This window comes from Leifsonia sp. NPDC014704 (genome assembly GCF_043083605.1).
In the GTDB taxonomy this organism is placed as follows: domain Bacteria; phylum Actinomycetota; class Actinomycetes; order Actinomycetales; family Microbacteriaceae; genus Leifsonia.
Genome location: NZ_JBIBYW010000002.1, coordinates 762,564 through 785,307, shown reverse-complemented (window position 1 = coordinate 785,307; position 22,744 = coordinate 762,564). Strand labels below are relative to the sequence as shown.

Below are 22,744 nucleotides of genomic sequence, written 5' to 3'. Positions count from 1 at the left end.
TCCGCACATTCGGCACGAATCTGGGCGGCGGGGGGCACCGGCGGGACGAAGATTTGGCGCAAATCTCGCGCGGCGGAGGGTGCGCGCGGGTCAGGCGGAGTCGCGGACGACGAGGACCGGAGCCACCGGCTCCTCGAACGCGAGGTCGCCGCCCTCCAGCAGCGCGACCAGGCGCGCGACACAGCGGCGACCGAGCTCGGCGAACTCCTGCCGGACCGTCGTCAGCGGCGGCGCGAAGAACGCCGCCTCGGGGATGTCGTCGAAGCCGACGACGGCCAGATCGTCCGGCACCGACCGCCCGGCGACCCGCGCAGCATGCAGCACGCCGAGCGCCATCTGGTCGTTCGAGGCGAAGACGGCGCGGATGGATCGGTCGGCCACGAGTTCAGCGCCGATGGCGGCGCCCGAGGCTGCCGTCCAATCGCCTTCGCGCGACACCACGGCGTCGGCGTCCGCGGCCGCCATCTCGGCGAGGAAGCCGTCGCGCCGGGCGCGCGCCTCCGTCCAGTCGCCCGGTCCGCTCAGGTGCGCGATGCGGCGGTGGCCGGCCGCCAGGAGATGACGGGTGGCGAGCCGTGCGCCGAGCTCTTGATCGACGAAGACGCCCTCGTCGCCGGCGCCGCCCGCGCCGTGCAGGGTCACCGACGGCAGGGAGAGCGAGAACTGGCCCATCGCATCCTGAACCCGCTGCTGCGGTGCGATCACGACGATCCCCTCGACGGCCTGCTCGCGCAGATGCCCGATGGCCGCCTGCAGGTCAGCCGGGTCCAGCGACGCGGCGTGGGCCACGGTGACCGTGTACCCGGCGGCGCGGCCGGCGTTCTCGACGGCGTCGATGCTCGAGGCCGGGCCGAAGAGGGAGGAGGCCGACGCGGCCAGCACCCCGATGGTCCGGGACCGGGCAGTGGTCAGCATGCGGGCAGCGCGGTTCGGCCGGAAGTCGAGGTCGGCCATCGCGGCGAGCACGCGGGTGCGGGTCTCCGGCCGGATGCTCGGGTGGTCGTTGAGCACTCGGGAGACGGTCTGCCGCGAAACGCCGGCGGCCGCGGCGACCTCGCGCACGCCCGGGGGCCGACCGACCTCGCTCACGCCTGCACCTCCGACACACCCACACCCTAGGGGCGGCGGGTTCGGAGGGCCAACCGGGGCCGACCGTAGGAGCATTCGGCCGTAATGTCGGAGGCATGACCGCATCCAACCCTTCCGACACGTCGTCGGCCGCATCCGCCGCGTCGGCCGCATCCGCCGGGTCCGCCGCACCGAACCGGCCCATCGCTCTCGTCACCGGCGCTTCCCGCGGCATCGGCAAGGCGATCGCCGTCGAGCTCGGGCGCACGCACCACATCCTGGTCGGCGGGCGGGAAGCGGCCGCGGTGGATGCGGTGGTCGCCGAGCTGCCGTCGGCCGAGCCGTACGTGGCCGATCTGATCGCCGACCTGTCCGGCGCCTCCCTTCCGCCGCTGCCCGACCGACTCGACGTGCTCGTCCACTCGGCCGGCGTGGAAGACGGGGGCACGATCGAGGAGACGGAGGCGGAGGTGTGGCGGCACGTGTTCGAGGTGAACGTATTCGCGGTCGCCGCGCTCACGCGGCGAGCGCTTCCGGCGCTGCGGGCCGCGGAGGGCCTGGTGGTCGCCATCAACAGCGGCTCGGGCCTCTCCAGCGGGCCGGGCGGCGGGGTCTACGCGGGCTCGAAGTTCGCGCTTCGGGCGCTCACGGATGCGCTTCGCGAGGAGGAGCGTCCTCACGGGGTGCGCGTCAGCAGCATCCACCCGGGCCGGGTCGACACCGATATGCAGCGTGCTCTCGTCGCCCGCGAGGGCCTCGACTACGACACGACGTACACGATCACGCCCGAGATGGTCGCAGCGACCGTCCGCACCGCGGTCGACCTGCCGCCCACTGGCACCGTCGAATCCCTCAGCGTGCGCCCCGTCCACCGCCGCTGACCCACCCCGCCGCTCGGCCCCCGCCGTCGAGTACACAAAAACTGCACGCCGGAGGGCTCCGAGGCGTGCAGTTTTTGTGTACTCGACGGGGGATGGGGGATGCGAGGGGCTAGTTCGAGGGGTCCTCGGGGCCGCCGCCGGACGTGGTGTCCTCGCCGGGCTCGGGGGCGCTGCCGTCGGAGCCGGAGCCGTCGGGCAGGTCGTCGGCATCGGGGCGGTTCTTCTCGTCGCTCATTGCGTGTCCTTCCGTTTCTGTCCTGACCGCGCGACGGTACGCCGATCCGCCGCCGAGGTCCATCCGGGCTGCGGCGACGGCGCGCCGGAGTACGGATGGAGGCGACGGAAGGGGAGGACCACCGATGGCATTCTTCGTGATCACCGGCGGCAGCGGAACGATCGGCACGACCATCGCACCGCGACTGATCGCCGACGGGCACCGCGTGCGCACGCTGGATGCGGTGGAAGCGCCCGACGACGCCACCTGGGAGCACGTGGTCGCCGAGATCCAGGACGTCGACGCGCTCGTACCGCACTTCGCGGGCGCCGACATCGTGCTGCATCTGGCGGGCTACCCGACCGAGCGCTCGTGGGACGACATCCTGACCGTCAACATCGACGGGACGCGGAACGTGCTCGAAGCGGCGCAGGTCGCGGGGGTGCAGCGCGTCCTGCTGGCGAGCTCCATCCACGCGGTCGGCTTCGCGCGCGCGGCGGATGTGCGCGACGTGGAGGTGCTCCCGCCGCGCCCGGACACGTACTACGGCGTGAGCAAGGCGGCGATGGAGGCGCTCGGCAGCCTGTACGCGGACCGGTTCGGCATGACGGTCGTGTCGGCGCGCATCTGCCAGTTCGGCGACCGCCCGACCGACACGCTCGGCGTCGCCACGTGGTTCTCGCCGGGCGACGCGGTCCGGCTCATGGAGGCCGCGGCGGCGCTGGACCGGCCGGGTCACACCGTGGTGTGGGGCGTGTCGGCGAACCGCCCCGGCTGGTTCTCGACGACGGCGGGCGAATCGATCGGCTTCGTGGCGCGGGACGACGCGGTCGCCGTGCTGGAGCGCGACGGCGAGGACCTGGGCATGCCGGACGAGCGGGGCGTCATCGGCGGGTCCTTCGCCGCTGACGACCACCCGGTCGGGCAGGAGTGGTGAGGCCGGCTGCGCCGCATCCACGTCACGCCGCATCCACGTCACCCGCCTCCCGTACACTGCGACCGTGACCGTCGCATCCGGCCCGGATCGGGGAGGCGCCCTCGCCCGCCGGCTCACCCTCGGGGACGCCATCGGCATCGGTCTGGGGTCGATGATCGGCGCGGGGGTCTTCGCCGCGTTCTCCCCCGCCGCCTCCGCCGCGGGCGCGGGGCTGCTCGTCGGGCTGGCGATCGCCGGGTTCATCGCGTTCTGCAACGCGACGTCGTCGGCCCAGCTCGCCGCGCAGTATCCGACCTCGGGCGGCACGTACGTCTACGGGCGCGAACGCCTCGGTGAGTGGACAGGCTTCTTCGCGGGCTGGTCGTTCGTCGTCGGGAAGACGGCCAGCTCGGCCGCGATGGCGCTGACATTCGCGACCTATGCCGTGCCCGGTCCGTGGGTGAAGCCGGTCGCGATCGTTGCGGTCGCCGTGCTCACGCTGGTCAACAGCGTCGGCGTGACGAGGACGGCGCTCCTGACGCGCATCCTCGTCGGCGTCTCGCTGATCGCGCTGACGGTGGCGGTCGTCATCGGCTTCACGCACACGGCCGCGAGCGCCGCGCAGCCGGGGCCGGCGGTCACCGCCTACGGAATCCTCCAGTCGGCGGGTTTCCTGTTCTTCGCGTTCGCCGGATACGCCCGCATCGCCACCATGGGCGAGGAGGTGGTGGAGCCGGAGCGCACGATCCCGCGGGCCATCGTGACGGCGCTCGGCATCGCGCTCGTCGTCTACGTCCTGGTCGCGCTCGCGGCGCTGCACGCGCTCGGCGCGACCGGGCTGGCGGAGGTGGCCGCTCCGCTCGGGGCGGTGGCCGACACCAGCGGCGCGGCCTGGCCGGGCGTCGTCATCCGGATCGGCGCAGCGGCCGCAGCGCTCGGCGCCCTGCTCGCGATGATCGCGGGGATCGGGCGGACGAGCCTCGCGATGGCGCGCCAGAGCGACCTCCCCTCGTGGTTCGCGGCCGTGCACCCGCGCTACCGTGTTCCGTACCGGGCCGAGCTCGCCGTGGGACTGGTCGTCTGCGTGCTGGTCGCTGTCACGGATCTGCGCGGCGCGATCGGCTTCTCGTCCTTCGGCGTGCTGCTCTACTACCTGATCGCCAATGCGTCCGCGTGGACGCAGGACCGCACGCACCGGAGGTATCCGCGGTTCCTCGCCCTCGCGGGCGCGATCGGCTGCGTCGTGCTCGTCGCCACCCTCCCGGTCGCCGCCATCGTCGCCGGGATCGTGGTGATCGCCGTCGGGATCGGCTACCGTTTCGTGCGACTGCGGGTGACCCGGCGACCGCAGCGCGGAGAGGAGAACCGATGACCGTCCGCATCGAACTGATCGGCGGCCCGACGGCCCTGATCGAGCTGGGCGGCCTCCGCATCCTCACCGATCCGACGTTCGACCCGCCCGGCGACCACCCTGTCGGCGAGCGCGTGCTGGTGAAGACGACCGGGCCGAGCCGAACCCCGGAGGAGATCGGCGCAGTGGATCTCGTGCTCCTCTCACATGACCAGCACCCGGACAACCTCGACGACCGCGGGCGCGACTTCGTCCGCGACGCACCGCTGACGGTGAGCACGACGGCCGCCGCCGAGCGGGTCGAGGGGACGGTTCGCGGGCTCGGCCCGTGGACGCACCTGACCATCCCGCGCCCGGACGGTTCCGACCTGCGGGTGCACGCCGTGCCCGCACAGCACGGGCCCGACGGCACCGAGGCGTCGTCAGGTCCGGTTCTCGGATTCGTCCTGGCCGGCGACGGGATGCCGACGGTGTACGTGAGCGGCGACAACGCCTCGCTGCGGGTCGTCGAGGAGGTCGCCGACAACCTCGGGCCGATCGACGTCGCTGTCCTCCACGTCGGCGCAGCCCGCACGGCGCGCTTGGATGCGTTCCTCACGTTGACCGCGGAGAAGGCGGCCCGCGCGGCTGCTCTGTTGGGCGACGCCGTCGTCGTCCCGGTGCACGCGGAGGGCTGGGCGCACTTCACCCAGGGCCAGGAGGACGTGCGTACCGCGTTCGCGGAGCACGGCTTGACCGCTCGGCTGCGGATGGTCCCGCCGGGCGGGATCGTGGAAATCGACGAACGCACCGAACAGACCGACGACCCCGACCACACCGACCACACCGAGGAGCCGCGATGACCGACCACGCCCGCACCGAAGCGATCGACCCGAGCGTTCCGCCCTCGGGCCCCGGCTGCGTCGAATGCACGCAGACCGGCAGCTGGTGGCTCCACCTCCGGCGCTGCGCCGCCTGCGGTCACGTCGGCTGCTGCGACGACTCGCTGAACACCCACGCGACGAAGCACGCCGAGGCCACCGGGCATCCCATCATCCGCAGCTACGAGCCCGGCGAGGACTGGTTCTGGGACTACCGCCGCCAGGGCTTCGTCGGCGGCCCCGAACTCGCACCGCCGCTCAGCCACCCGGAGGACCAGACCGTCCCCGGCCCCGCGGAGCGCGTTCCGCGCGACTGGGAGCGCCAACTGGAGCAGCGCGCGTAACGCGAATTCCACCGCGTCGACAACATATTCGCTATAGTCCCGATCAGCGACGTGCGAAAGGGGGAATCGTGACCGACCCGGTCGAACCTCTGCCGCGCGCCGCAGACGAACCCCGCCGCAGGATCGTTCGCCTTGCCCTTTTGGGGCTCGCGGGAGCCGGTCTGCTGACCGCCCTCGGCTTCGCCCTCCAGCCTGCCTCCGCCTCCGCGGACGAGGCTGCTCCGCCTCAGCACTCTCTGCTGGGATCCGTCGTCAACGGAACGGTCGGTGCGCTGCTTCCCGGCAGCTCGCCGTCGCCGAGCGCCGGATCCGGCTCGTCAGGCGGGCTCGTCGGCTCGGTGCTGGCGCCGGTCACCGGTGCCGTGGATCCACTGGTCACCTCGCTGCCCGTTGTGGGCGGTGTGGTCGACACGCTCCTCGGTCCGACGCCGACGGGTTCGGTCGTCGGAGTCGTCGACGGCGTCGTCGGCGGCGTCACCGGCTCGGGAGGCGGCACGACGTCGCCCACCCCGCCCGCGCCGCCTGCGGGTGAGCCGGCGCCTCCCCCCACCACGACTGCTCCCGGAGACGGGAGCGCCACCCCGGGCACCGCGACGGGCACCGTCGATCCCGCGGCCGCGCCCGTTCCCGCCGCAGCTGCAGCCGCCGCGTCCGCGGCCACGGAGTCCGACGCGGACTCCGTCGCCGACCACGCCGCGGCATCCCCCGCTCCGACCGCCACTCCCGCTCCCTCCCCGGACGCTGCTTCGGCCGTGGCCACTCCGGCCGACGGCCCCATCCGCGGGCCTGCTTTCAGCCCCACCTCGTCGACCGAGGGCGTGCTCACCTCGTCCGCCTCCACTGGCTCCGGCTCGGCAGCCGAGCCGGTAGACGCCTGGATCCCGCCGTTCGCGCCGTACGACACGTCGTGCGCCGCACGCTCGACCGAACCCTCCTCCGCTCCACCGGGCGACCACGACGTCAGCCCCGGCTGATCCCCTTCCTCCGGATGGAGGCATGACGCCTCCACTCACAGCAGCGGCCCGAACATGCTTCGGTGTCGCGCCGGTTCGAATGGCGCCCGCGCTGGGCGTGAGCCGACGCGCCGACCCGCGCTCCTGAGCCCCGGAGAAGGGCGACCCCTCTGCGCGGGCGCCTGCATCCTCCTGGGCCCGGACGCGTGGACGCGCGTCCTGAATCTCGGAGGACAGCTCGTGGAACGAGCAGAAAGCACAACGGAAGAACGTACGACCGGCCGCGGAGAGCGAACACTGTTCGACCGGGCCTGGTCCGAACTGGATGACGCCCTCGCGTCCGATGGTCCCGATGCGGCGACGGAGGTGGCCCGTCGTCGATGGTTTGACCTCCTGGCCGGCCCGGTTCCGGATCGCGCCGCGACGATCCAGGCGCTGCCGCGCGGGTCGCTGACCGGGCGGCCGCTGCTGACGCTGCTGGCCGGCCACACCGACCCGACCGCGCTCCCGCATCGCGCGGGTGGTCTGCGGCGGGTCGGCGAGTCCATCGCCGCGCTCCAGGACACCGGCTCCGATCTGCGCCGGATCGATCGGGCCATCCTGCTGGCCGACCAGGCGCAGATGCACCTCGCGCTCGGCCGTGCGCAGAGCGCCGCGGCTGCGGCGCGAGGTGCCGCGACAGAGCTCGAGCACCTCAGCGCGGAGGATCGCCGGAACGCGGACACGGTGAGCGGCCTGCACACGCACGTGGGCACGAGTCTGCTGTACACCGGCAACAGCGGGGAGGCGCTGGCCGCGTTCGAACGCGGCCTGGCGCACGCGCATCCCCTCGCCACCGGGCCGTCGCTCGGCAGCGTCGTGATGCTCGCCCTGCTCAACGCGAGGAACGGCGACGGCGGAGAGGCCAGAGAGCACATCCGTACGGCCCGCTCGCGTGTTGGGCAGCTCGGGCACGACGACGCCATGCTGCTGAGCGTCGCGGAGGCGATCCTCGCCCTCGACGACCTCGATCAGGATGCGGCGAGGGAGCACCTCGCCGACGCGGCGGTCGACCTGCGGACGACCCCGCACTGGATGCCCTACGCCGTCACGGCCGCGACGCTCGAACTGGTCTGCGGTCACCCGGGCCGCGGACTCGCCCACCTCGACCAGACGATCGGGGGACGAGGCCCGGAAGGCCGGTCGGTCGCCGTGCGGGCCTCACTCGCGACCGCTCGGGCGGTCCTCGAGCTCGCTCTCGGTCATCCCGATTCGGCGGAGGCCGTGCTCGAACGCGACGCCGGCGAGGTCGAGAAGCGCATCGGCGCGGCGCGCGTGCAGCTCTTCCTCGGCCGGCACGGGGCTGCGCTGCAACAGCTGCGGCCCCTCTCGAACGCCGTGCTGACGACCCGTCGGCGCGCCGAGGCGGTCGCCCTGGAGGCGGCGGCCCTGCTGCGCTTCTCCGACGAGGACCGCGTGACGTCGGTCGTCGACCACCTCGGCGCCATCATCGAACGGAGCGGGCTGCTCCTGCCCCTCGCGCTGCTCCCGGCCGCGGACCTCGCCCGCGTCAGCCACGCCCTCACCGCCCTGGGATACGACGAGACGCTGGAGCTCGACCGAATCGGCACGCTGGTGCGCGGCAACGGACCGGACATCCCCCTGACGCCGCGCGAAACGGCCGTCCTCGCCACGCTGCTGCAGCATCCGTCGCACAGTGCGATCGCTGCTGCGCTCAACGTGTCGGTGAACACCGTCAAGTCGCAGCTGCGGAGCGTCTACCGGAAGCTCGGCGTCTCCACGCGCGATGAGGCGATCGCGGTCGCGCTCGATCGCCACCTTCTGGTGGAGAGGGAGTGAGGATCGTGGGAGCGACTCAGTGCCGCAGGGCGGGCTCCGCGCCGTCGCCGCGGTCTCCGGTCGGCGCCCGCATGATGCCTGCGCGGAGCACGCGGTCGCCCAGCAGCCAGGCGATCCCGGCCGCGGCGAGCTGGCTCACCACACGGCCCAGCAGGGTGAGCAGAAGGATGGGCGCAGCGAGATCGTCCGGCGACATCACCGGCAGCGAGACCAGGAACAGCAGGACGGCCGTGACGAGCGCCCCGACCGCATAGTGCCAGGGCCGGAGCGTCCCGCGCCGGCCGAGCGCGAGCAGGGTGACGTCGAATCCCACGCCAGCGATGACGAGGGGGATCAGGATGAGCGCGCCGAGTGGCGTGAAGCCGATCGCCAGCAGGCCGACCAGCGCGAACGCGATGGTGGTCGTCCAGGGGAAGCCGACCAGCCGTCGCGCGAGGAACGGCAGGATGCTGTGCATGCCCGCCGCGAGCGCATAAGCGGGCGGGAAGAGCGCCGCGAGCAGGGCGGTCACCGGCGCCACGAGGATGAGTAGGAGCGCCCCGAGCGCACCGAACGCCGCGATGATGAGAAGCGCGCGCGTGCTCAGTCGCCTGGTACCCCGCCGGGTCGGGCTCGTCGACATCCCGCGCCTCCTTCCGAATACAGGCATTTCATCTTGCCCGGTTTCCCACATTCCTGCGGCCCGAAACACTTCGTCGGCGAATAAAGAAAGATGGTGGTCGCGTTGCGTACACCACGGTGGCCCAGCGGCGCGGTGCGCCCGACGAGGGGTGAATGATGGATTCGGGAGGATCAGTGGACGACGAGACGGTCGGCGGCTCGGGGCCCGAGCGCTCATCCGCCGACCAAGTGGCGCTCGACGCCCTCACGGACGCGGTCGACGCCGGCGACTGGGACGCGGCGACCGAGGCCGTCCGCACCGGATGGTTCCTTCTGGCCAGCGGGCATGGTGAAGCCACCCGCCTGCTGCTCGAGCGCGTCCCGACCTCGGAGCTCCGGTCGCACCCGCTCCTCGCCATGCTTCTGGGCATCGCCTACAACGGGCTGGGGTTCCACCGGGTGCGCGCGCTGCGCTACTTCGTGATCGCCGTCCGCTCGGCCCGATCACCGCGCAACGCCGCCCTGAGTCCCGTGGACCGCGCCCTGATCCGGTCCGCCGAGGCGAGCGCGTACCGGTTGATCGGGCGGCCGGGAATGGCGATCGGGCCCGCCGACGCGGCCGTCGCGACGCTCGACCGCCTCGATGAGGACAAGCGCCGGCAGTTGACCGAGCTTCCGCGCATGTACGCGCAGGTGGGCATCTCGCTCTACTACGCAGGCGAGGTGGAGCTGGCGATGGAGACCTTCTCCAAAGGTCTGGCCGCCTCCCCCACCACACCGCCCTCCCCGGGATTCGGCAACCTCGCCATGCTCGCGGGCATCCACGCGCTCCAGGGCGACCTGCCCGAAGCACGAGCACACGTCGAGTACGCCCGCACCGGCCCGTGGACGGACCGGCAGCGGAGGATGTACACGGGCACCTTCTACCAGCTGGCCGAGGCGATGCTCGCGCTCGAGCGGTTGGACGCCGCCACGGCGCGGGAACATCTCGCCGAGATGGAGCACGACCGGCGGAGCATCGAGCACTGGGTCGCCGAGGCGCGCGTCGAAGCGCTCGCCCTGCTGGTGGACGGCAGACCCGGCGAGGCCCTGGCGGGGCTCGAGGCGTACGCGTCGATGAGGGCCGGCGAGGCGCGGTCAGCCGCCGCACGCCACGAACTCGGCCGGATGCGCGCCCTGCAGCAACTCGCGCTCGGCAACCCCGACGCCGCCTCCGTCATCGTCGAACGGGACACGGTCGCGGGCGCCGACCAGCACATCGCCCGAGCGCGGGTCCACGTGTCGCTCGGCCGGAACGGATCGGCGCTGAGCGAACTGCGTGCGGCGGTGCGCGGCCCCCTCACCGCGCGGCAGACGGCGGAGGCGGCCGCCCTGGAGTCTGCGGTGCTGCTCCGGCTCGCACCCACCTCCCGCACCCGCGGCGTCGTGGAACACCTGGGCGCGGTGCTGGGGCGCACCGAGCAACGACTGGCGCTGGCCCTGCTCCCCGCGGACGACCTCGACCGGGTCGTGTCCGCCCTCGACGACGTCGGCTACGGCGAGGTGACCCGTGACGTGCCGCTGCGCTCCCTGCTCCCGGTCGCCGAGCCGCACCTGCTGCTCACCGACCGCGAGCTCGCCGTGCTGGCGGAGCTGATGAAGACGGGATCCGTCGCGGAGATCGCCGCAGTCCTCGTGGTGTCGGCCAACACGGTCAAATCGCAGCTGCGGAGCGTCTACCGAAAGCTCGGGGTCAACAACCGGGAGGATGCGATCGCCGTCGCGCTCACGCGCAACCTGCTCGTCGAGCGCGACTGAGGCGGAGAGGGCGGAGAGCGCCGAGGGTGAGCGCAGGGTGAGCGCGGGGTGAGCGCGGGGTGAATTCGGTCCGCCGGTGGCCCCGGGGCACGTAGCGTTCTCTTGCACGCCCGCTCACCCTCCCGCCCCATCCCTCCCCCCAGGAACGACATGACCATCGACGAGAGCACCCCGACTCTCCGTCGTCCCGGCCTCGACGCGCGCACCGCCTCGCGGTGGCACCGGGCCCTGCCGGACGACCTGGCCGCCCTCCTGCGCAACGCGCACGCCGACGAGCAGGAGGCGCTGGGATCGCAGCGACGCGCGGCCTACCTGCTGACCCGTCAGGTGATCAGCGGGCTGCTGCACGCCGGATACCCGGCGCGGCTGGTCGCCGCCGAGCTCGGTGTGCGCGGCGAATCGATCCGGACCCGCGCCCAGGCGGGATGGATCGGGCTCGCCGACATCGCCGTGCTCACCGGCCTCGACGAGCGCGAGCTCGCCCGGCGGTGCGTCGCGACCGCCGTCGTGATCGACGACGGCCGCCTCTTCAGCGACCAGCTGGTGCGTGTCCTCTCCGCGTCCGCCGCATCCTCCGGCACCCGGGACACCGTGGTCGGCGCGTGACCGGAAAAAACTTCGCAAACCGGCGTCATGATTCCGGATATTCGCGATCTCTTAGGTGGTGCATGACCCGAACGTGCGCCACCGGCGGCGACCCGAAACGCTGCCGTGTAGATCGGCGCCGATCGAACGGTGCCGAATCCGGGAGACCCGAACCCCGCTCGACGCCGAGAGTGCCCGCGACCCGGCGGGCGCTCTCGGCGTGCACACAGAAAGCCCCCGTCATGCCCGACCCGTTCGCGCCGCCGATGACCGGCGCACTGCTCGCCCTGCTCGACGACCTCCGCCCCGGCGACTGGCTCGCCCTCGCCTCGGTCAACGCGCCCATGCTCGAGAGGACGCGGTCGCTGACCGTCGACGCCTCCCTCGAGCGGGTGGCCGCCACCGTCTTCGACATCCTGCCGATCAGCCGTGACACGCTGCAGCCGCTCACCGGCTGGGCGGTGGAGGCGGACGATCCGCGCTTCACCGACCTGACCGACGCCGTGCAGGGTTTGGCGACCGACGGTTCCGGGCGGCGTCAGGAGCTCTTCGCCCTCCCTGACGACATCCTGGTCGACAACGCCGGCGGCATCTCGAGCACGATCCGCGTGCCCTGGGACGGCGCCCCGTTCCTCTTCCTGGTGTGCGTCGGCGGCGCGCGCCATGAACCCACGGACCTCCGGCGACGGCGGGCTCTCGCCGGGATCTGCTGACCGGGCGGACGAGCACAACGTGCGCGACGACGACGAAAAGGAGACCGTGTCCGACCGTTCAGACACGGACCTCGTCGAGTCCGCGCGCGCCGGAGACGACGACGCGTTCGCCGAGCTGTGGCTCCGTCACGCTTCCGCCGGCCGGACGGTGGCCCGCTCGTTCAGCACCGAGGACCCGGATGACGTCGTCGCCGAGGCCTACGCCCGCATCCTGAAGGCGGTGCGGGACGGGCGCGGACCGAGCGCCGGGTTCCGGCCCTACCTCTTCACCACGATCCGCAACGTCGCCGCGGCCTGGGGCGGCGCCCGCCGCGATGTCCCGATCGAGGACGCGACGACGATCGAAGACCCGGAGACGACCGAGGCGGCCAGCATGGATGCGCTCGACCGGTCGCTCACCGCCCGCGCGTTCCGCTCGCTGCCGCAGCGCTGGCAGGAGGTGCTCTGGTACAGCGAGGTCGAAGGGATGAGCCCGGCCACCGTCGCACCGCTGCTCGGCCTGACCCCGAACGGCACGGCGGCGCTGGCGTACCGGGCGCGCGAAGGCCTGCGCCAGGCATGGATCCAGGCGCACATCTCGGCCAGCCCCGAAGGATCCGACTGCCGCTGGACCACCGAACGCCTCGGCGCCTACAGCCGCGGCGGACTCGGAAAACGCGAGACCGCCCGGCTCGAACGGCACCTGACCGAATGCGCCAAGTGCTCCATCGTGGCGGCGGAGGCGCAGAACGTGGGCTCTCGGCTGACGCTCGTGCTGCTTCCGCTGCTGCTCGGCGTGGGCGGGGCGGCGGCGTACGCGGCCAGCCTGCAGCGCGGGGCTGCGGCGGTGGCGGGCGGTGCGGTCGGGGGCGCGGTGGCGGGTGGCGGCGGGGCTGGCGGCGGGAGCATTGGTGGCGGGACGGGTGCCTCAGGCGGCCATTCCGCCGGTGCGGCGGGTACGGCGCGCGCCGGGCGGGCGGCGCGGAGTGGCGGGCATGGAGCCGCCTTGGGCGTCGGCGCGACCATCGTCGGAGTGGCGGCGGCGGCCGGCGTGGTCGGTGCGGTCGTCCTGGGGCCGCAGCTCTTCGCCTCCACTCGACAGGATGTGACCGCAGCGCAGCCGACGGATGCCCCGTCGGCTGCGGTGCCGGACGCGCCCGGTGCGACGACCGGCACCACGCCGGAGCCGCACGCGCCTGTGGGTTCGCCGCCGCCGGACGCGCCCGTGGTGCCCGATCCCGATCCGGCTCGTGAGGATGCGCCACCGGTCGCGGGCCCGGTCGTGCCCGCGGTGCCGACCGTCTCGGTGCCGGCCGTCGTGCCGCCGGTCGCGCCGCCGGTCGGTCCTCCGGCCGTTCCGCCGGCGGCACCCGTCGTCGCCTCGACCTTCCCCTCGGGCTTCGAGACCGCCGCGACGTCCCTCGCTCTGACCGGGAGCGGCGCACCCGGTGCCACCATCGCCGTCACCGGATCGCCCGTTGCATCGGCCGCCCGGCTTGCGACCTCGTCCTCGCTCTCGACTTCGTCCTCGGCCGTTCTGGGCAGCGCGACGGTCGCCCCGGACGGTTCGTGGAGCCTCGACGCCGACCTGAGCGGGCTCGCGGACGGCACCTGGGACCTCTCCGTCACGCAGACACGGAGCGGCCTGACCTCGGCACCCGCGTCCGTGCGGATCGGCGTCGACCGCACCGCGCTTCCCCCCGTCATCGTCGGTGCGGACACGGGCGCCGGCGACCTCGCCGCCCGGCTCGCGCCCATCCTCACCGGCACGGCGGAGTCCGGCGCGACGATCGTGGTGTCCGACCGCGGCACGGCGGTCGCCACCGTCACCGCCGATGCGGACGGTACGTGGACGTCTCCCGAGCTGATCACGATCTCCCCCGCGTACAGCCTGTCGGCCCGGCAGACGGACGTGCTCGGCAACGTGTCGGCCGAATCCGCACCGCTCGTCGGGACGGCGATCGTGCCGACGGTCACCGCTACGGGGTCACCGGGCACCGTCGCGATCACCGTGCACGGCATCCCCGGTTCGACGGTGCAGGTCTGGGCCGACGGCGAGTCGACGCCCTACACCCTCACCCTCGATGCGGCGGGAGATGCGTCCCAGGTCTACAGCTGGACCGCTGGCGACCACCGCATCGGCGCCGTGTACCTCTCCGGCGCGCGCCACGGCGTCCTCAGCGACGTGCCCGTCACGCTCCCCTGACGCGCCTCCGCCCGCCGCCAACGGAGGCGACCCATCACCGGACTCCCGAATCCCTCCTCCGTTTTGCGCGGCCTGCCGGCGCGCCGCCCACCGCATCCTCCCTTCCCCACCGCTCCAGAAACGGAGGACATCCGCGCCGCCACACCGCCCGCCCGCGCGAACGGAGGACATTCCGCCCGACCGCTCCGCGGTCCCCTCCGTTCCCCGCACCGACGCGGCGCGTCGGGGGCCGCATCCTCCGATCCCGACTGGGACAGAAACGGAGGACATCCTCGCCGCCACACCGCCCGCCCGCACGAAACAGAGGACATTCCGCGCGACCGCTCCGCGATCACCTCCGTTCCCGGCACGGACGCGGCGCGTCGGGGGCCGCATCCTCCGTTCCCGACTGGGACAGAAACGGAGGACATCCGCGCCGCCACACCGGCGGATCGCGCGAACGGAGGACATTCCGCCCGACCGCTCCGCGGTCCCCTCCGTTCCCCGCACGGACGCGGCGCGTCGGGGGCCGCATCCTCCGTTTTCGGCTGCGATAGGAACCGAGGGGCGCCCACCAGAACGGAGGGTGACAGGGCGAGGACAGGTCCGGATCGCCTCCGGGAGTCCGGGAGACGCGCTGCGGTGGACCGAGCCGGGAAAACCCGGCCCACCGCGACCGCACGAGCGGCACCGCGAGGCGGCGGGCCGAATGCGCCGCGCTCACGGGCCCTGTCGAGCGACCCTGCTTAAGAGAGTGCCGAAGGGCCGGATCATGACGCGGGTTTCGCAAAAAAGTGCGGCGGGGAGGTTCCCGTCCTCCCCGCCGCGCGACGGAGAGGGCTTACCCAGCCTCTCCCTCGGCCGGTCGCTGACCAGATCGGGTCTGGTTCATCGCTTCCGGAGCCTCGGCCGGCGACGCAGCAGGAGCAGTCCGGCTCCGGCGATGAGCGCGGCCAGCGCGGTCATCGCCCAGGCCAGCGAACCGAGCAGCTCGCTTCCGGTGCTCGCCAGCCCGTGCACGGGCGGGTCGGTCACCGTGGCGCATGCCGTCGCACCGTCGCCGCACCGCTCGTCGCCGGTGGACGGGTCCCACGGGCCGTTCGGGGTCTCGACGCTGGCTCGGTTGGTGGTGTCCTGCGGCGCGATGAGCTTCGCCGCCAGCGTGATGGTCGCCTTCTCACCTGCAGCGATGCCCGGGATCACCCAGTGCAGCTCGCCGTCGGTCGCCTTCGCAGCCGCAGGCTTGGCACCGAGCACCTGGATTCCCGCGGGGAGGTGGTCGGTCACGGCCACATCCTTCGCGTCGATCTGTCCGTCGTTGGTGACGGTGATCGTGTAGACGATCGTGTCGCCGACGGCCGCCGTCGACCGGTCGGCGGTCTTCGCGATCCGCAGGTGTCCGACGTCGAAGCGGTTGGTGACGGTCACGGTCGCTGCGGTGCCCGCCGCGATCGTCACCGTTCCGTCGGCCGGGTCCATCGTCGTGGCTGTCGCCAGCCCGGCGTCGGTCTCCTCGATGGCGCAGGATGCGCCCGCGATCAGGCCGTCGATGCCGGCGGAGTAGCCGTTCGCCTTCGAGAGGACCACCGTGCCGTCGGTGCCGAGGTCGATCGGGGTGACCACCCCGTCCACCTCGTAGGTGCAGGTGACCTGCATGGTGAACGGGCCGGCGCCGAACGAGGCGACGCCGTCGCCGACCCGCTTCTTGTCGATGACGAGGGAGCCGGTGTCGAACGTGTTCGTGATCGTCACCCCGGCCGGTGCCCCCGCCGGGACGGTCACGCCGCTGCTCGGTGCGATGGACACGGCGGTCGCCCCACCGGTCGCGGTCTCGGTCACGTCGCAGTGCGCGCGCTGGATGAGGCCGGTCACCGTGGCCGTGTAGCCGTTCGCGTCGTCGAGCGTGACGAGTCCGGCGTTCGGCAGTGGGATGGTGAGCGTCTGGCCGTCCTTCTGCCAGGTGCAGACGAGCTGCGCCGTGAACGGACCGGCACCGTAGCGGGCCACGCCGTCGCCGACGCGCTGCTTGACGATCGTCACGCTGCCCGCGGAGAACGTGTTGGTCACGCTCACGGTGACCGCCGGCACGGAGCCGTCGGTCGCCCCGGGAATGGTGACGGTCGGGGTGTCCACGGTGCTTCCGGTCGCGCCGCCGTCGGTCGACTCCACCACCGAGCACTCGGTGCCCGCCGGGTAGACGCCCGGCACGGTGAGGGTCTGGCCGCCCACGATGGAGAGGTCGCCGTCGAACAGCGTCTGGTCGCCCGCGTAGACGCAGGTGACGTGGATGGTGAAGGGCCCGTCACCGTATCCCGCCGCCGCGTCGCCGTCGACGATCTTGGTGATCGCGAGGGTACCGGCCGCGTAGTGGTTGGTGATGTCGGCGGTCGTCGCCTGCGGTCCGGTTCCGAGCAGCACGGTCGCCTGCGTCCCGTCGGTCGCCGGGGCTCCGTCGACCGAGATGGCGACGTGGTTCGGCGTTGCCGCCGCGCCGTCCGCGTCCGTCTCCGTCACGACGCAGCTGGAGCGCGCGGGGAGACCGCTGATCGTGTGCGACCCGCCGTCCTGGAGCGTGAAGGCGGCGTCACCGGCTGCGAGCGGGATGCTCTGGCCGAGCGGGGCCGTGCAGACCACGCTCACGCCGAACGGCCCGAAGGAGCCGGCCGTCGCCGCGGTGTCCACATGCTTCGTCACCGTGAGGTCGGTCGTGCCGTAGTCGTTGACGATCGAGACCTTCTGCGCGTCAGGCACGGGCGCCGTCGCGTCGGCTGCTGCGATCGTGACGGAACCGGGCGTGACGGTCCGGCTCGCCTCGCCGTAGGAGCCGTCCGCGCCGTGCTCCACGACCGCGCACTGGGCGCCGGTCGGGATGCCGTCGATCCGCGCGGTGTACTGGTTCGCCGCGCTCAGCGTCACCGTGGCGTTCGCCGCGAGACCCACGGCGACGCCGCCGATGGTGCAGCTGACATCCGCCTGGAAGCTGGTCGGCGCGTACTGCGCCGCCGCTCCGGTGACGGTCTTGGTGATCTGCAGCGGACCGCCCGTGAGGATGACGCCCGCCTTGATCGGCTCCTGGGGTCCGGCCGGCTGCGAGCCCGTGACATACGTCGGGTAGAAGCCGAACGAGTTCCAGGCGCGCACCCCGGTCACCGGTGCGGTCACCGGCGCGCGGTGGTCGCCCGCCGCGACGGTCGGCACATTCGTGCTCGTGTAGGTGACCTTCACGGCGGCGCCGGCCGCGAGGGTGCCGGATGCGGTGCCGCTGAAGTCGAAGACCATCTTGACGCCCGTCACATCGGCCGCCTGGATGGTCGAGCCGACCTGGCTCGACGGAACCCACGCGCCGGCGGGGCAGGAGGAGCCCGGCGTGATGTCGGCCGCACACGGCTTCGCGGCGGTCGTCACGTACCAGGTCATCACCGCCCCCGCGGCGTCGCCGGTCGGCTGGAAGGTCAGGTCGCCGAGGAACTTCGGCGTGTAGACGGAGCCGCGGGCCGACGAGTCGACCACGCCGGTGTCGCCGGGGTACGGGAAGACGTCCACCGCGGTGAGCGTCTTCGCCGCGACGTTTCCGCCGTTGACCATCTCGAGCTTCCAGTCGTCGGTCGCGCCGATCGCGCTGACCGCGGCGCACGGGTACCGGTAGTAGCCGTCCGCGTCGGCGGTGCAGGGCAGGGCCGGGTTGACGACGTTCTGCGCGAGTCCGGTGGACGACTTGACGCCCTTGGATGCGGTGAACGATCCCTGCGACAGCGTCGTCACGACGTTGCTGGTCGAGCAGGTGTTGCCGACGAAGGTCACGGCTCGCCCGTTGCCCGGGTTGAGGGCCGTGCAGTCCGCGCTGGTGAGCTGGCGGTCGGTGGACACGCCGAAGGTGTTCACGGCCGTCTTCGCCGGGGCGAGTCCCGGCTTGATCTGCAGGCCGATGGTGATGCTGTAGGTCTCTCCCGGCGCGAGCTGGGAGCCTGCCGGCCAGGTGAACCGGATGGTGCCGGTCGCGCCATCGTAGGTGCGGGTGATCACCGCGCCGTCGACGGGCAGCGTGCCCCCGGTGGTGGTGCTGAACGTCGGGACGTTGGTCGGCACGTAGAGCAGCGAACCGTCGGCCGGCAGGGTGTCCGTCACCACCGGGTTCGCCAGGCTGCCGGTTCCGCTGTTCTTGAACCGCAGCGTCCAGTTCACCTCGCGACCGGAGGCCGCCTGACCCGGGCTGGTCTTCTCGACCTGGAGCTTCGCGGTGCCCGGGTCGACGGTGAAGGTCGCGCTGGCGTTCGCCTGGGTGGCGTGCACGTCGTTGTAGGACGCGTCGGCGGTGACCGTGTCGGAGACCGTGCCCGCAGCGGTCTCACCCGGCATGGGTTGGGCCACGACCGTCGAGGTCACGGGACCGCTGCCGTCACGCAGGGTCGTCCGGAGCGACACGTTGAGCCGGACGTCGTCCTTGTCCTCCGAGGCGGAGAAGGCGGCGCCGTCAGCACGCGTGTAGGTGTACCGCAGGCCGGTCACGTCCGCGGCGGCGACGCCGGCGGGCAGGGCGGCCGAACCGATCGCGGTCGGCGTTCCCGACTGCCACTGGGCGTTCGCGCCCTGACCGGTGCGCGCATCCACCTGGACGCGGTCGGCGCCAGTCGGCGTGTTGGGCAGCGTGAACGACTTCAGGGTGAAGGCGTTCCAGAAGCTGTCATCCGAATCCTCGATGACGAGGACCTTGGGCGACAGGGTCCCGGTCGACCGGGCACGCAGGTTGACCTGGATGGGGTCGACGGGGTTCGCCTGCAGGGTGCTCGTCGGATTGATGGTCTTGCCGGTCGTGACCTGGAGGTTGCCGTTCTGGAGCGTCACCGTGACGCCCTGCTCGTCGGCGGCCTGCACGGCCGGATAGACGTCGTCGTGGAGCGTGGCGTGCGCGTTGTTGATGATGGTGCTGGGCACGGGAGGCGTCCCGCCGGTGCGAGTCGTCTTGCGCAGCTGCGCTGTCAGCGTCAGGCCGACCTTCTGCAGTGGGGCGATCGTGCCGCCGGTGCCGTCGCTTCCCTGGGCGTTGGTGCCGCGGAGGAGCGTGCTGACCGCGACGACGTCGCTGAGGTCGGCCGGGGTCATCGCCATGGCCTGCGCCAGCGTGACCGTCTCGGTCGTGGTGCTGCCGTCGGCGGCCAGGTGGAGCAGGGAGACGCTGCTGGCGTTCGTCTGGACGCCCGACGCCTGGCTCAGGTCGACCACGATCTTCGTCAGGTTCAGCTGCTCGAACGGGTTGGCCGCAGCGTCGTACGGCGCGAACACGCACGGGTCGGAGGTGGCCGCGTTCGCGCACTCGGTCGGGTCGGAGAGTCGCAGCTGCCAGGTGTTACTGGTGGACGTGTTGGTCGCCGTCGTCGTGTACGTCGTGCTCGGGTACGCGGAGGCCGGGACGTCGGGCTGCGGGATGACGAGCGTCTGCGGAGAGGCCGTCTTCGTGACCTTTGTGGTGAACGTCGGGTCGATGATCGTGACGTGGTCGTTCGCGTCCCGGCTGACCGGTGCGCCGCTGAACGGCTGCGCGCCGACCCGCACGGTGTTGTCGACCGCCCCTGGCGAACCGGCGAGGTTGTACGTGCGCGTGCCGGTCACCCAGTCGGTGGCGGCGCCGCCCCGGACGGCGTTGCGGATGGCGAGGTCGAGGTGCACGGCGCGGCCGCCCGGCTGGGCGCTCGCGCTCACCGCGGCGACGCCGCTGCCGACCGCGGGGGCGGTCGGATCGCCGGTGGACTGGATGCGCGCAGCGCGGTTCGGGCTCTCGATCACGGTCAGGCGCACGCCCTGGGTGCTCGCGCGCTCCGCCGCGGTGAGGGTGTAGCCGGGGAACACGCCGTCACAGGCGTTGGCCGTCGGGCAGGCGGCAGAGGTGATGTCGTTCCACTGCGTCCCATCGAACAGCTCGACCTTGGAGACCTTGTCCCAGCGGATCTGCGGGTCGAGCGTCGCCCCCGCGGTGGAGGTGGGCGTGATCGCGTCGATGCGGACCAGGTCGAACGCCTGGAAGACGCTGCCCTCGATCGGGCTCGGCGCGGCCGGATCCTGGATGGTCATCGACTGCATCCCGCTCACCTGGCTGCCCCAACCGAGCGTCACGCCGGTGGTGGCGCCGGACTGCGCCTGGACGACCTTGGTGCCGTCCCAGCTCTTCGCGGCGAGCAGCGGGCCGGGGCCGCCCTGCGTCGCCTGCACGCCGACCGTGGCGCAGTCGGCAACGGGCTGGCTGGTGATGCCGGAGCCGGCGACGGTGCCGGACGCCTGGCTGACCGCGCAGTTCTGGTACGGGGTGATGGTCGGGTAGGTGCCGGGGTTGGTGGGGCCGCTGCCGTCGCGGAGCTGGCCGCGAGCGGTGAAGGTGATGGCCGGCTTGACGTTGGTCGCCTGGCCGAAGCCGTCGGCGTCCGTGAAGGTGAAGCGCAGGCCGCGGACGTCGGAGTGCGTCGTCCCGTTCGGCAGCACACTGTCGAGCGTCGCCGAGTACGTCTTGGAGGCGGCGGTCGCGTCGACGACGGTCAGCGTCTTCCACGTCGTGCCGTCTGTCGTGTACTCGATGGTCAGCTTGGAGCCGGACGGCACACCGGTCGGAGCGATCGCGGTGGCGTCGAAGGCGTTCCAGTAGGGCGCGCTCGCGGTGTCCTGCGGCTCGGTGATGACGATCGTGTCTGGGCGGACGGAGCTCGTGCCGGTCGGCGTCTGTGCCGAGAGCTGGACGAGGCTCGTCCCTCCCGGGATGACCGTGCTGGGCGTGATGGTCTTGTCGAGGGTCAGTTTGACCTCGGGGAAGTACACGTCGAGGTTGGCGTTCGCGGTGTCGGTCGCGGTTCCGGCCGGGTTGGCACCCTCGACCGTCGCGGCGTTCGGGTAGGTGACGAAACCGGAGCCGGCGGGTCCCGCGTCCGTCGTCGTGTTGACCGTGAAGGGGATGCTGGCGGTAGCTCCCGGGGCGATCGAACCGGTGTAGACGATCTGGAAGCCGGTCAGGTACTGCCCGCCGCTGAGCGTGGGTGCGCCGGGCAGACCGGACGCTTGGTCGACGGTCGAGTCGGCGGGCGCGGTCCCGGTGTTGACGAGCCAGTGGACGGTGGCGCCGGTCGCGCCCTGCGGCCACGCGGCCGCGGAGGTGAAGCCACCGAAAGTGACCTTGTTCGTGAAGAAGGTGCCGGACCCCGGCTCGGTCACCGTCAGGCTGGTGAGCGGGCCGGTCGAGGTGTTCTTGGCGATGACCGTGGCGACGGACGAGTCACCCGCGGGGATCTGCGGGTCGACGAACGACTTGTCGGCCGACACCGAGACGGTGAGCGGGGCGACGATCTGCTGGGCGGACGCGAGGGGCGCCTGGCCGTCTCCACTCGGGGTGCTGACGGTCGCGCCGACCTGGTTGGTGCGGGTTCCGCCGGTCACCAGGCTCGCGCCTCCGGTCCGGCCGGTCGCGCGCTGCACCAAGCTGAGGGCGACCGATCCGGCGGCGCCGCCGGCGTCGATGGTGTCACCTGTGCTCGACGAGAACACGAAGCGGAGGCCGGTCACGTCACCCGGCTGCACGCCGGATGGCAGCTGGGGCGTGGCGCCGACCGGTCCGTCGACCGGGCCGCCGGCGGTGAGCGCGATGACCTGGACCTGATCGGCTCCGGCGGGGAACGTCACGGCACCGAAGCCCGCGAGGTCATAGAACTCGAAGGTGCTGCCGGCCGCGGCGGGATCTGCCGGCTCGGCGATCGTCAGGCTGGTGGCGGGGATGTTGGAGGTGTTCGCGACGGTCAGAGCCACCTGCGAGGTCTCGCCCGGGTTGTACTGCGTCGAGCCGGGAGTCCAGGTCTTGGACACGGACGCGGTGATCACGTCCGGTACGTGCACCGTCACCGGCACGGAGCCGCTGACGGTCGACGCGTTCGTCGCCGTGAAGGTCGCGTTGTTGGTCAGCTGCGTGCCGTCGAGGGACTTGTCAACGTTCTGCGGCATGGTGACCTGGATCTGCACCGACCCGGTCGTACCCGCGGCGAGACCCGTGCTCGCCGGGACGGTGTTCGGCACGCTGTCTGCGAACGCGACCGTGATCGTGTTGCCGTCGACCGTCGTGGTGGCGCTGCCCGCACCGACAACGGTCGGCTTGCCCACGATCTGCAGCGGCGCCGGGACGGGGTCCGTCAGCACTGCGTTGACACATCCCGTCGTCGTGGACGAGCAGCCGTAGTTGATCGTGTAGAGGAAGCTCTGTCCGGGGGTGACCTCCGTGATGTTCGCCGTCTTGGAGAGGTTGAGCACACCGGAGCCCAGATCGTCGGCGTTCGCCGCGGGAGCACCGACGGCCACCGCGCCGACAAGCGCGAGAACGATGCCCGCGGCGACGCTGGCCGGGGCGCGGAGCGTACGGCGGCGGGCGTGCGCACCGCGGGCAGGCAGGAACAACGAACGGAGTCGGGTAAGCAAGACGTAGTCCTTAGGGCAGA

Annotated in this window: 15 protein-coding genes; 11 read left to right on the top strand and 4 right to left on the bottom strand. The window is 72.3% G+C overall.

What is annotated here, in order from left to right; all coding sequences use genetic code 11:
- Window positions 1-90: 90 nt before the first annotated feature.
- Window positions 91-1,089, bottom strand: coding sequence for a LacI family DNA-binding transcriptional regulator (locus tag ACF1AJ_RS15290; protein ID WP_391508115.1), 999 nt, complete (start codon window positions 1,087-1,089; stop codon window positions 91-93).
- 95 nt (window positions 1,090-1,184) lie between these two features.
- Between ACF1AJ_RS15290 and ACF1AJ_RS15285 the strand changes: the two genes are divergently transcribed.
- Window positions 1,185-1,949: an SDR family oxidoreductase gene (locus ACF1AJ_RS15285; protein WP_391508114.1), complete on the top strand. Its 765-nt coding sequence runs from the start codon at window positions 1,185-1,187 to the stop codon at window positions 1,947-1,949.
- Window positions 1,950-2,058: 109 nt separating this feature from the next.
- Here ACF1AJ_RS15285 and ACF1AJ_RS15280 read toward each other — a convergent pair whose 3' ends face one another.
- Window positions 2,059-2,184, bottom strand: a complete 126-nt coding sequence (locus ACF1AJ_RS15280; protein ID WP_391508113.1) for a hypothetical protein — start codon at window positions 2,182-2,184, stop codon at window positions 2,059-2,061.
- 124 nt (window positions 2,185-2,308) lie between these two features.
- Between ACF1AJ_RS15280 and ACF1AJ_RS15275 the strand changes: the two genes are divergently transcribed.
- From ACF1AJ_RS15275 to ACF1AJ_RS15250, 6 genes are all read left to right on the top strand, one after another.
- Window positions 2,309-3,100, top strand: coding sequence for an NAD-dependent epimerase/dehydratase family protein (locus ACF1AJ_RS15275; RefSeq protein ID WP_391508112.1), 792 nt, complete (start codon window positions 2,309-2,311; stop codon window positions 3,098-3,100).
- Window positions 3,101-3,164: 64 nt separating this feature from the next.
- The gene (locus tag ACF1AJ_RS15270; RefSeq protein ID WP_391508111.1) at window positions 3,165-4,451 is read left to right on the top strand and encodes an APC family permease; all 1,287 of its coding nucleotides are present in this window, start codon (window positions 3,165-3,167) and stop codon (window positions 4,449-4,451) included.
- Window positions 4,448-5,272: an MBL fold metallo-hydrolase gene (locus ACF1AJ_RS15265; protein ID WP_391508110.1), complete on the top strand. Its 825-nt coding sequence runs from the start codon at window positions 4,448-4,450 to the stop codon at window positions 5,270-5,272. Before ACF1AJ_RS15270 ends, ACF1AJ_RS15265 begins: the two co-directional genes overlap by 4 nt.
- On the top strand, window positions 5,269-5,634 hold the full coding sequence (locus tag ACF1AJ_RS15260) for a UBP-type zinc finger domain-containing protein (protein WP_391508109.1): 366 nt from the start codon (window positions 5,269-5,271) through the stop codon (window positions 5,632-5,634). The genes ACF1AJ_RS15265 and ACF1AJ_RS15260 overlap by 4 nt, the downstream gene beginning before the upstream one ends.
- Before the next feature lie 68 nt (window positions 5,635-5,702).
- On the top strand, window positions 5,703-6,608 hold the full coding sequence (locus ACF1AJ_RS15255; RefSeq protein WP_391508108.1) for a hypothetical protein: 906 nt from the start codon (window positions 5,703-5,705) through the stop codon (window positions 6,606-6,608).
- Between the two features lie 219 nt (window positions 6,609-6,827).
- Complete coding sequence (locus ACF1AJ_RS15250) at window positions 6,828-8,426, top strand: response regulator transcription factor (RefSeq protein WP_391508107.1); 1,599 nt, start codon at window positions 6,828-6,830, stop codon at window positions 8,424-8,426.
- Between the two features lie 16 nt (window positions 8,427-8,442).
- On the opposite strand, the gene ACF1AJ_RS15245 is transcribed toward ACF1AJ_RS15250, so the two are convergent.
- On the bottom strand, window positions 8,443-9,048 hold the full coding sequence (locus ACF1AJ_RS15245; RefSeq protein WP_391508106.1) for a hypothetical protein: 606 nt from the start codon (window positions 9,046-9,048) through the stop codon (window positions 8,443-8,445).
- Between the two features lie 173 nt (window positions 9,049-9,221).
- Between ACF1AJ_RS15245 and ACF1AJ_RS15240 the strand changes: the two genes are divergently transcribed.
- The 4 genes from ACF1AJ_RS15240 to ACF1AJ_RS15225 all read left to right on the top strand — a co-directional run bounded on the left by ACF1AJ_RS15240 (window position 9,222) and on the right by ACF1AJ_RS15225 (window position 14,306).
- Complete coding sequence (locus tag ACF1AJ_RS15240; RefSeq protein WP_391508105.1) at window positions 9,222-10,823, top strand: LuxR C-terminal-related transcriptional regulator; 1,602 nt, start codon at window positions 9,222-9,224, stop codon at window positions 10,821-10,823.
- 150 nt (window positions 10,824-10,973) lie between these two features.
- Window positions 10,974-11,429 carry a hypothetical protein gene (locus tag ACF1AJ_RS15235; RefSeq protein WP_391508104.1) on the top strand — a complete coding sequence of 152 codons (456 nt, stop codon included), beginning with the start codon at window positions 10,974-10,976 and terminating at the stop codon, window positions 11,427-11,429.
- A gap of 221 nt (window positions 11,430-11,650) precedes the next feature.
- A complete protein-coding gene (locus ACF1AJ_RS15230; RefSeq protein ID WP_391508103.1) occupies window positions 11,651-12,121 on the top strand; it encodes a hypothetical protein in 471 nt (156 codons plus the stop codon).
- A 46-nt stretch (window positions 12,122-12,167) separates the two neighbouring features.
- A complete protein-coding gene (locus ACF1AJ_RS15225; RefSeq protein ID WP_391508102.1) occupies window positions 12,168-14,306 on the top strand; it encodes a sigma-70 family RNA polymerase sigma factor in 2,139 nt (712 codons plus the stop codon).
- 867 nt (window positions 14,307-15,173) lie between these two features.
- Here the strand turns inward: ACF1AJ_RS15225 and ACF1AJ_RS15220 are convergent.
- Window positions 15,174-22,724, bottom strand: coding sequence for a DUF5979 domain-containing protein (locus ACF1AJ_RS15220; RefSeq protein WP_391508101.1), 7,551 nt, complete (start codon window positions 22,722-22,724; stop codon window positions 15,174-15,176).
- Window positions 22,725-22,744: the final 20 nt, after the last annotated feature.

What these genes read in the sequence shown, in the direction of transcription:
- ACF1AJ_RS15285 (WP_391508114.1), top strand. Translation starts at nt 1,185, where the DNA reads ATGACCGCATCCAACCCTTCCGACACGTCGTCGGCCGCATCCGCCGCG.
- ACF1AJ_RS15280 (WP_391508113.1), bottom strand. Translation starts at nt 2,184, where the DNA reads ATGAGCGACGAGAAGAACCGCCCCGATGCCGACGACCTGCCCGACGGC.
- ACF1AJ_RS15275 (WP_391508112.1), top strand. Translation starts at nt 2,309, where the DNA reads ATGGCATTCTTCGTGATCACCGGCGGCAGCGGAACGATCGGCACGACC.
- ACF1AJ_RS15265 (WP_391508110.1), top strand. Translation starts at nt 4,448, where the DNA reads ATGACCGTCCGCATCGAACTGATCGGCGGCCCGACGGCCCTGATCGAG.
- ACF1AJ_RS15260 (WP_391508109.1), top strand. Translation starts at nt 5,269, where the DNA reads ATGACCGACCACGCCCGCACCGAAGCGATCGACCCGAGCGTTCCGCCC.
- ACF1AJ_RS15245 (WP_391508106.1), bottom strand. Translation starts at nt 9,048, where the DNA reads ATGTCGACGAGCCCGACCCGGCGGGGTACCAGGCGACTGAGCACGCGC.
- ACF1AJ_RS15235 (WP_391508104.1), top strand. Translation starts at nt 10,974, where the DNA reads ATGACCATCGACGAGAGCACCCCGACTCTCCGTCGTCCCGGCCTCGAC.
- ACF1AJ_RS15230 (WP_391508103.1), top strand. Translation starts at nt 11,651, where the DNA reads ATGCCCGACCCGTTCGCGCCGCCGATGACCGGCGCACTGCTCGCCCTG.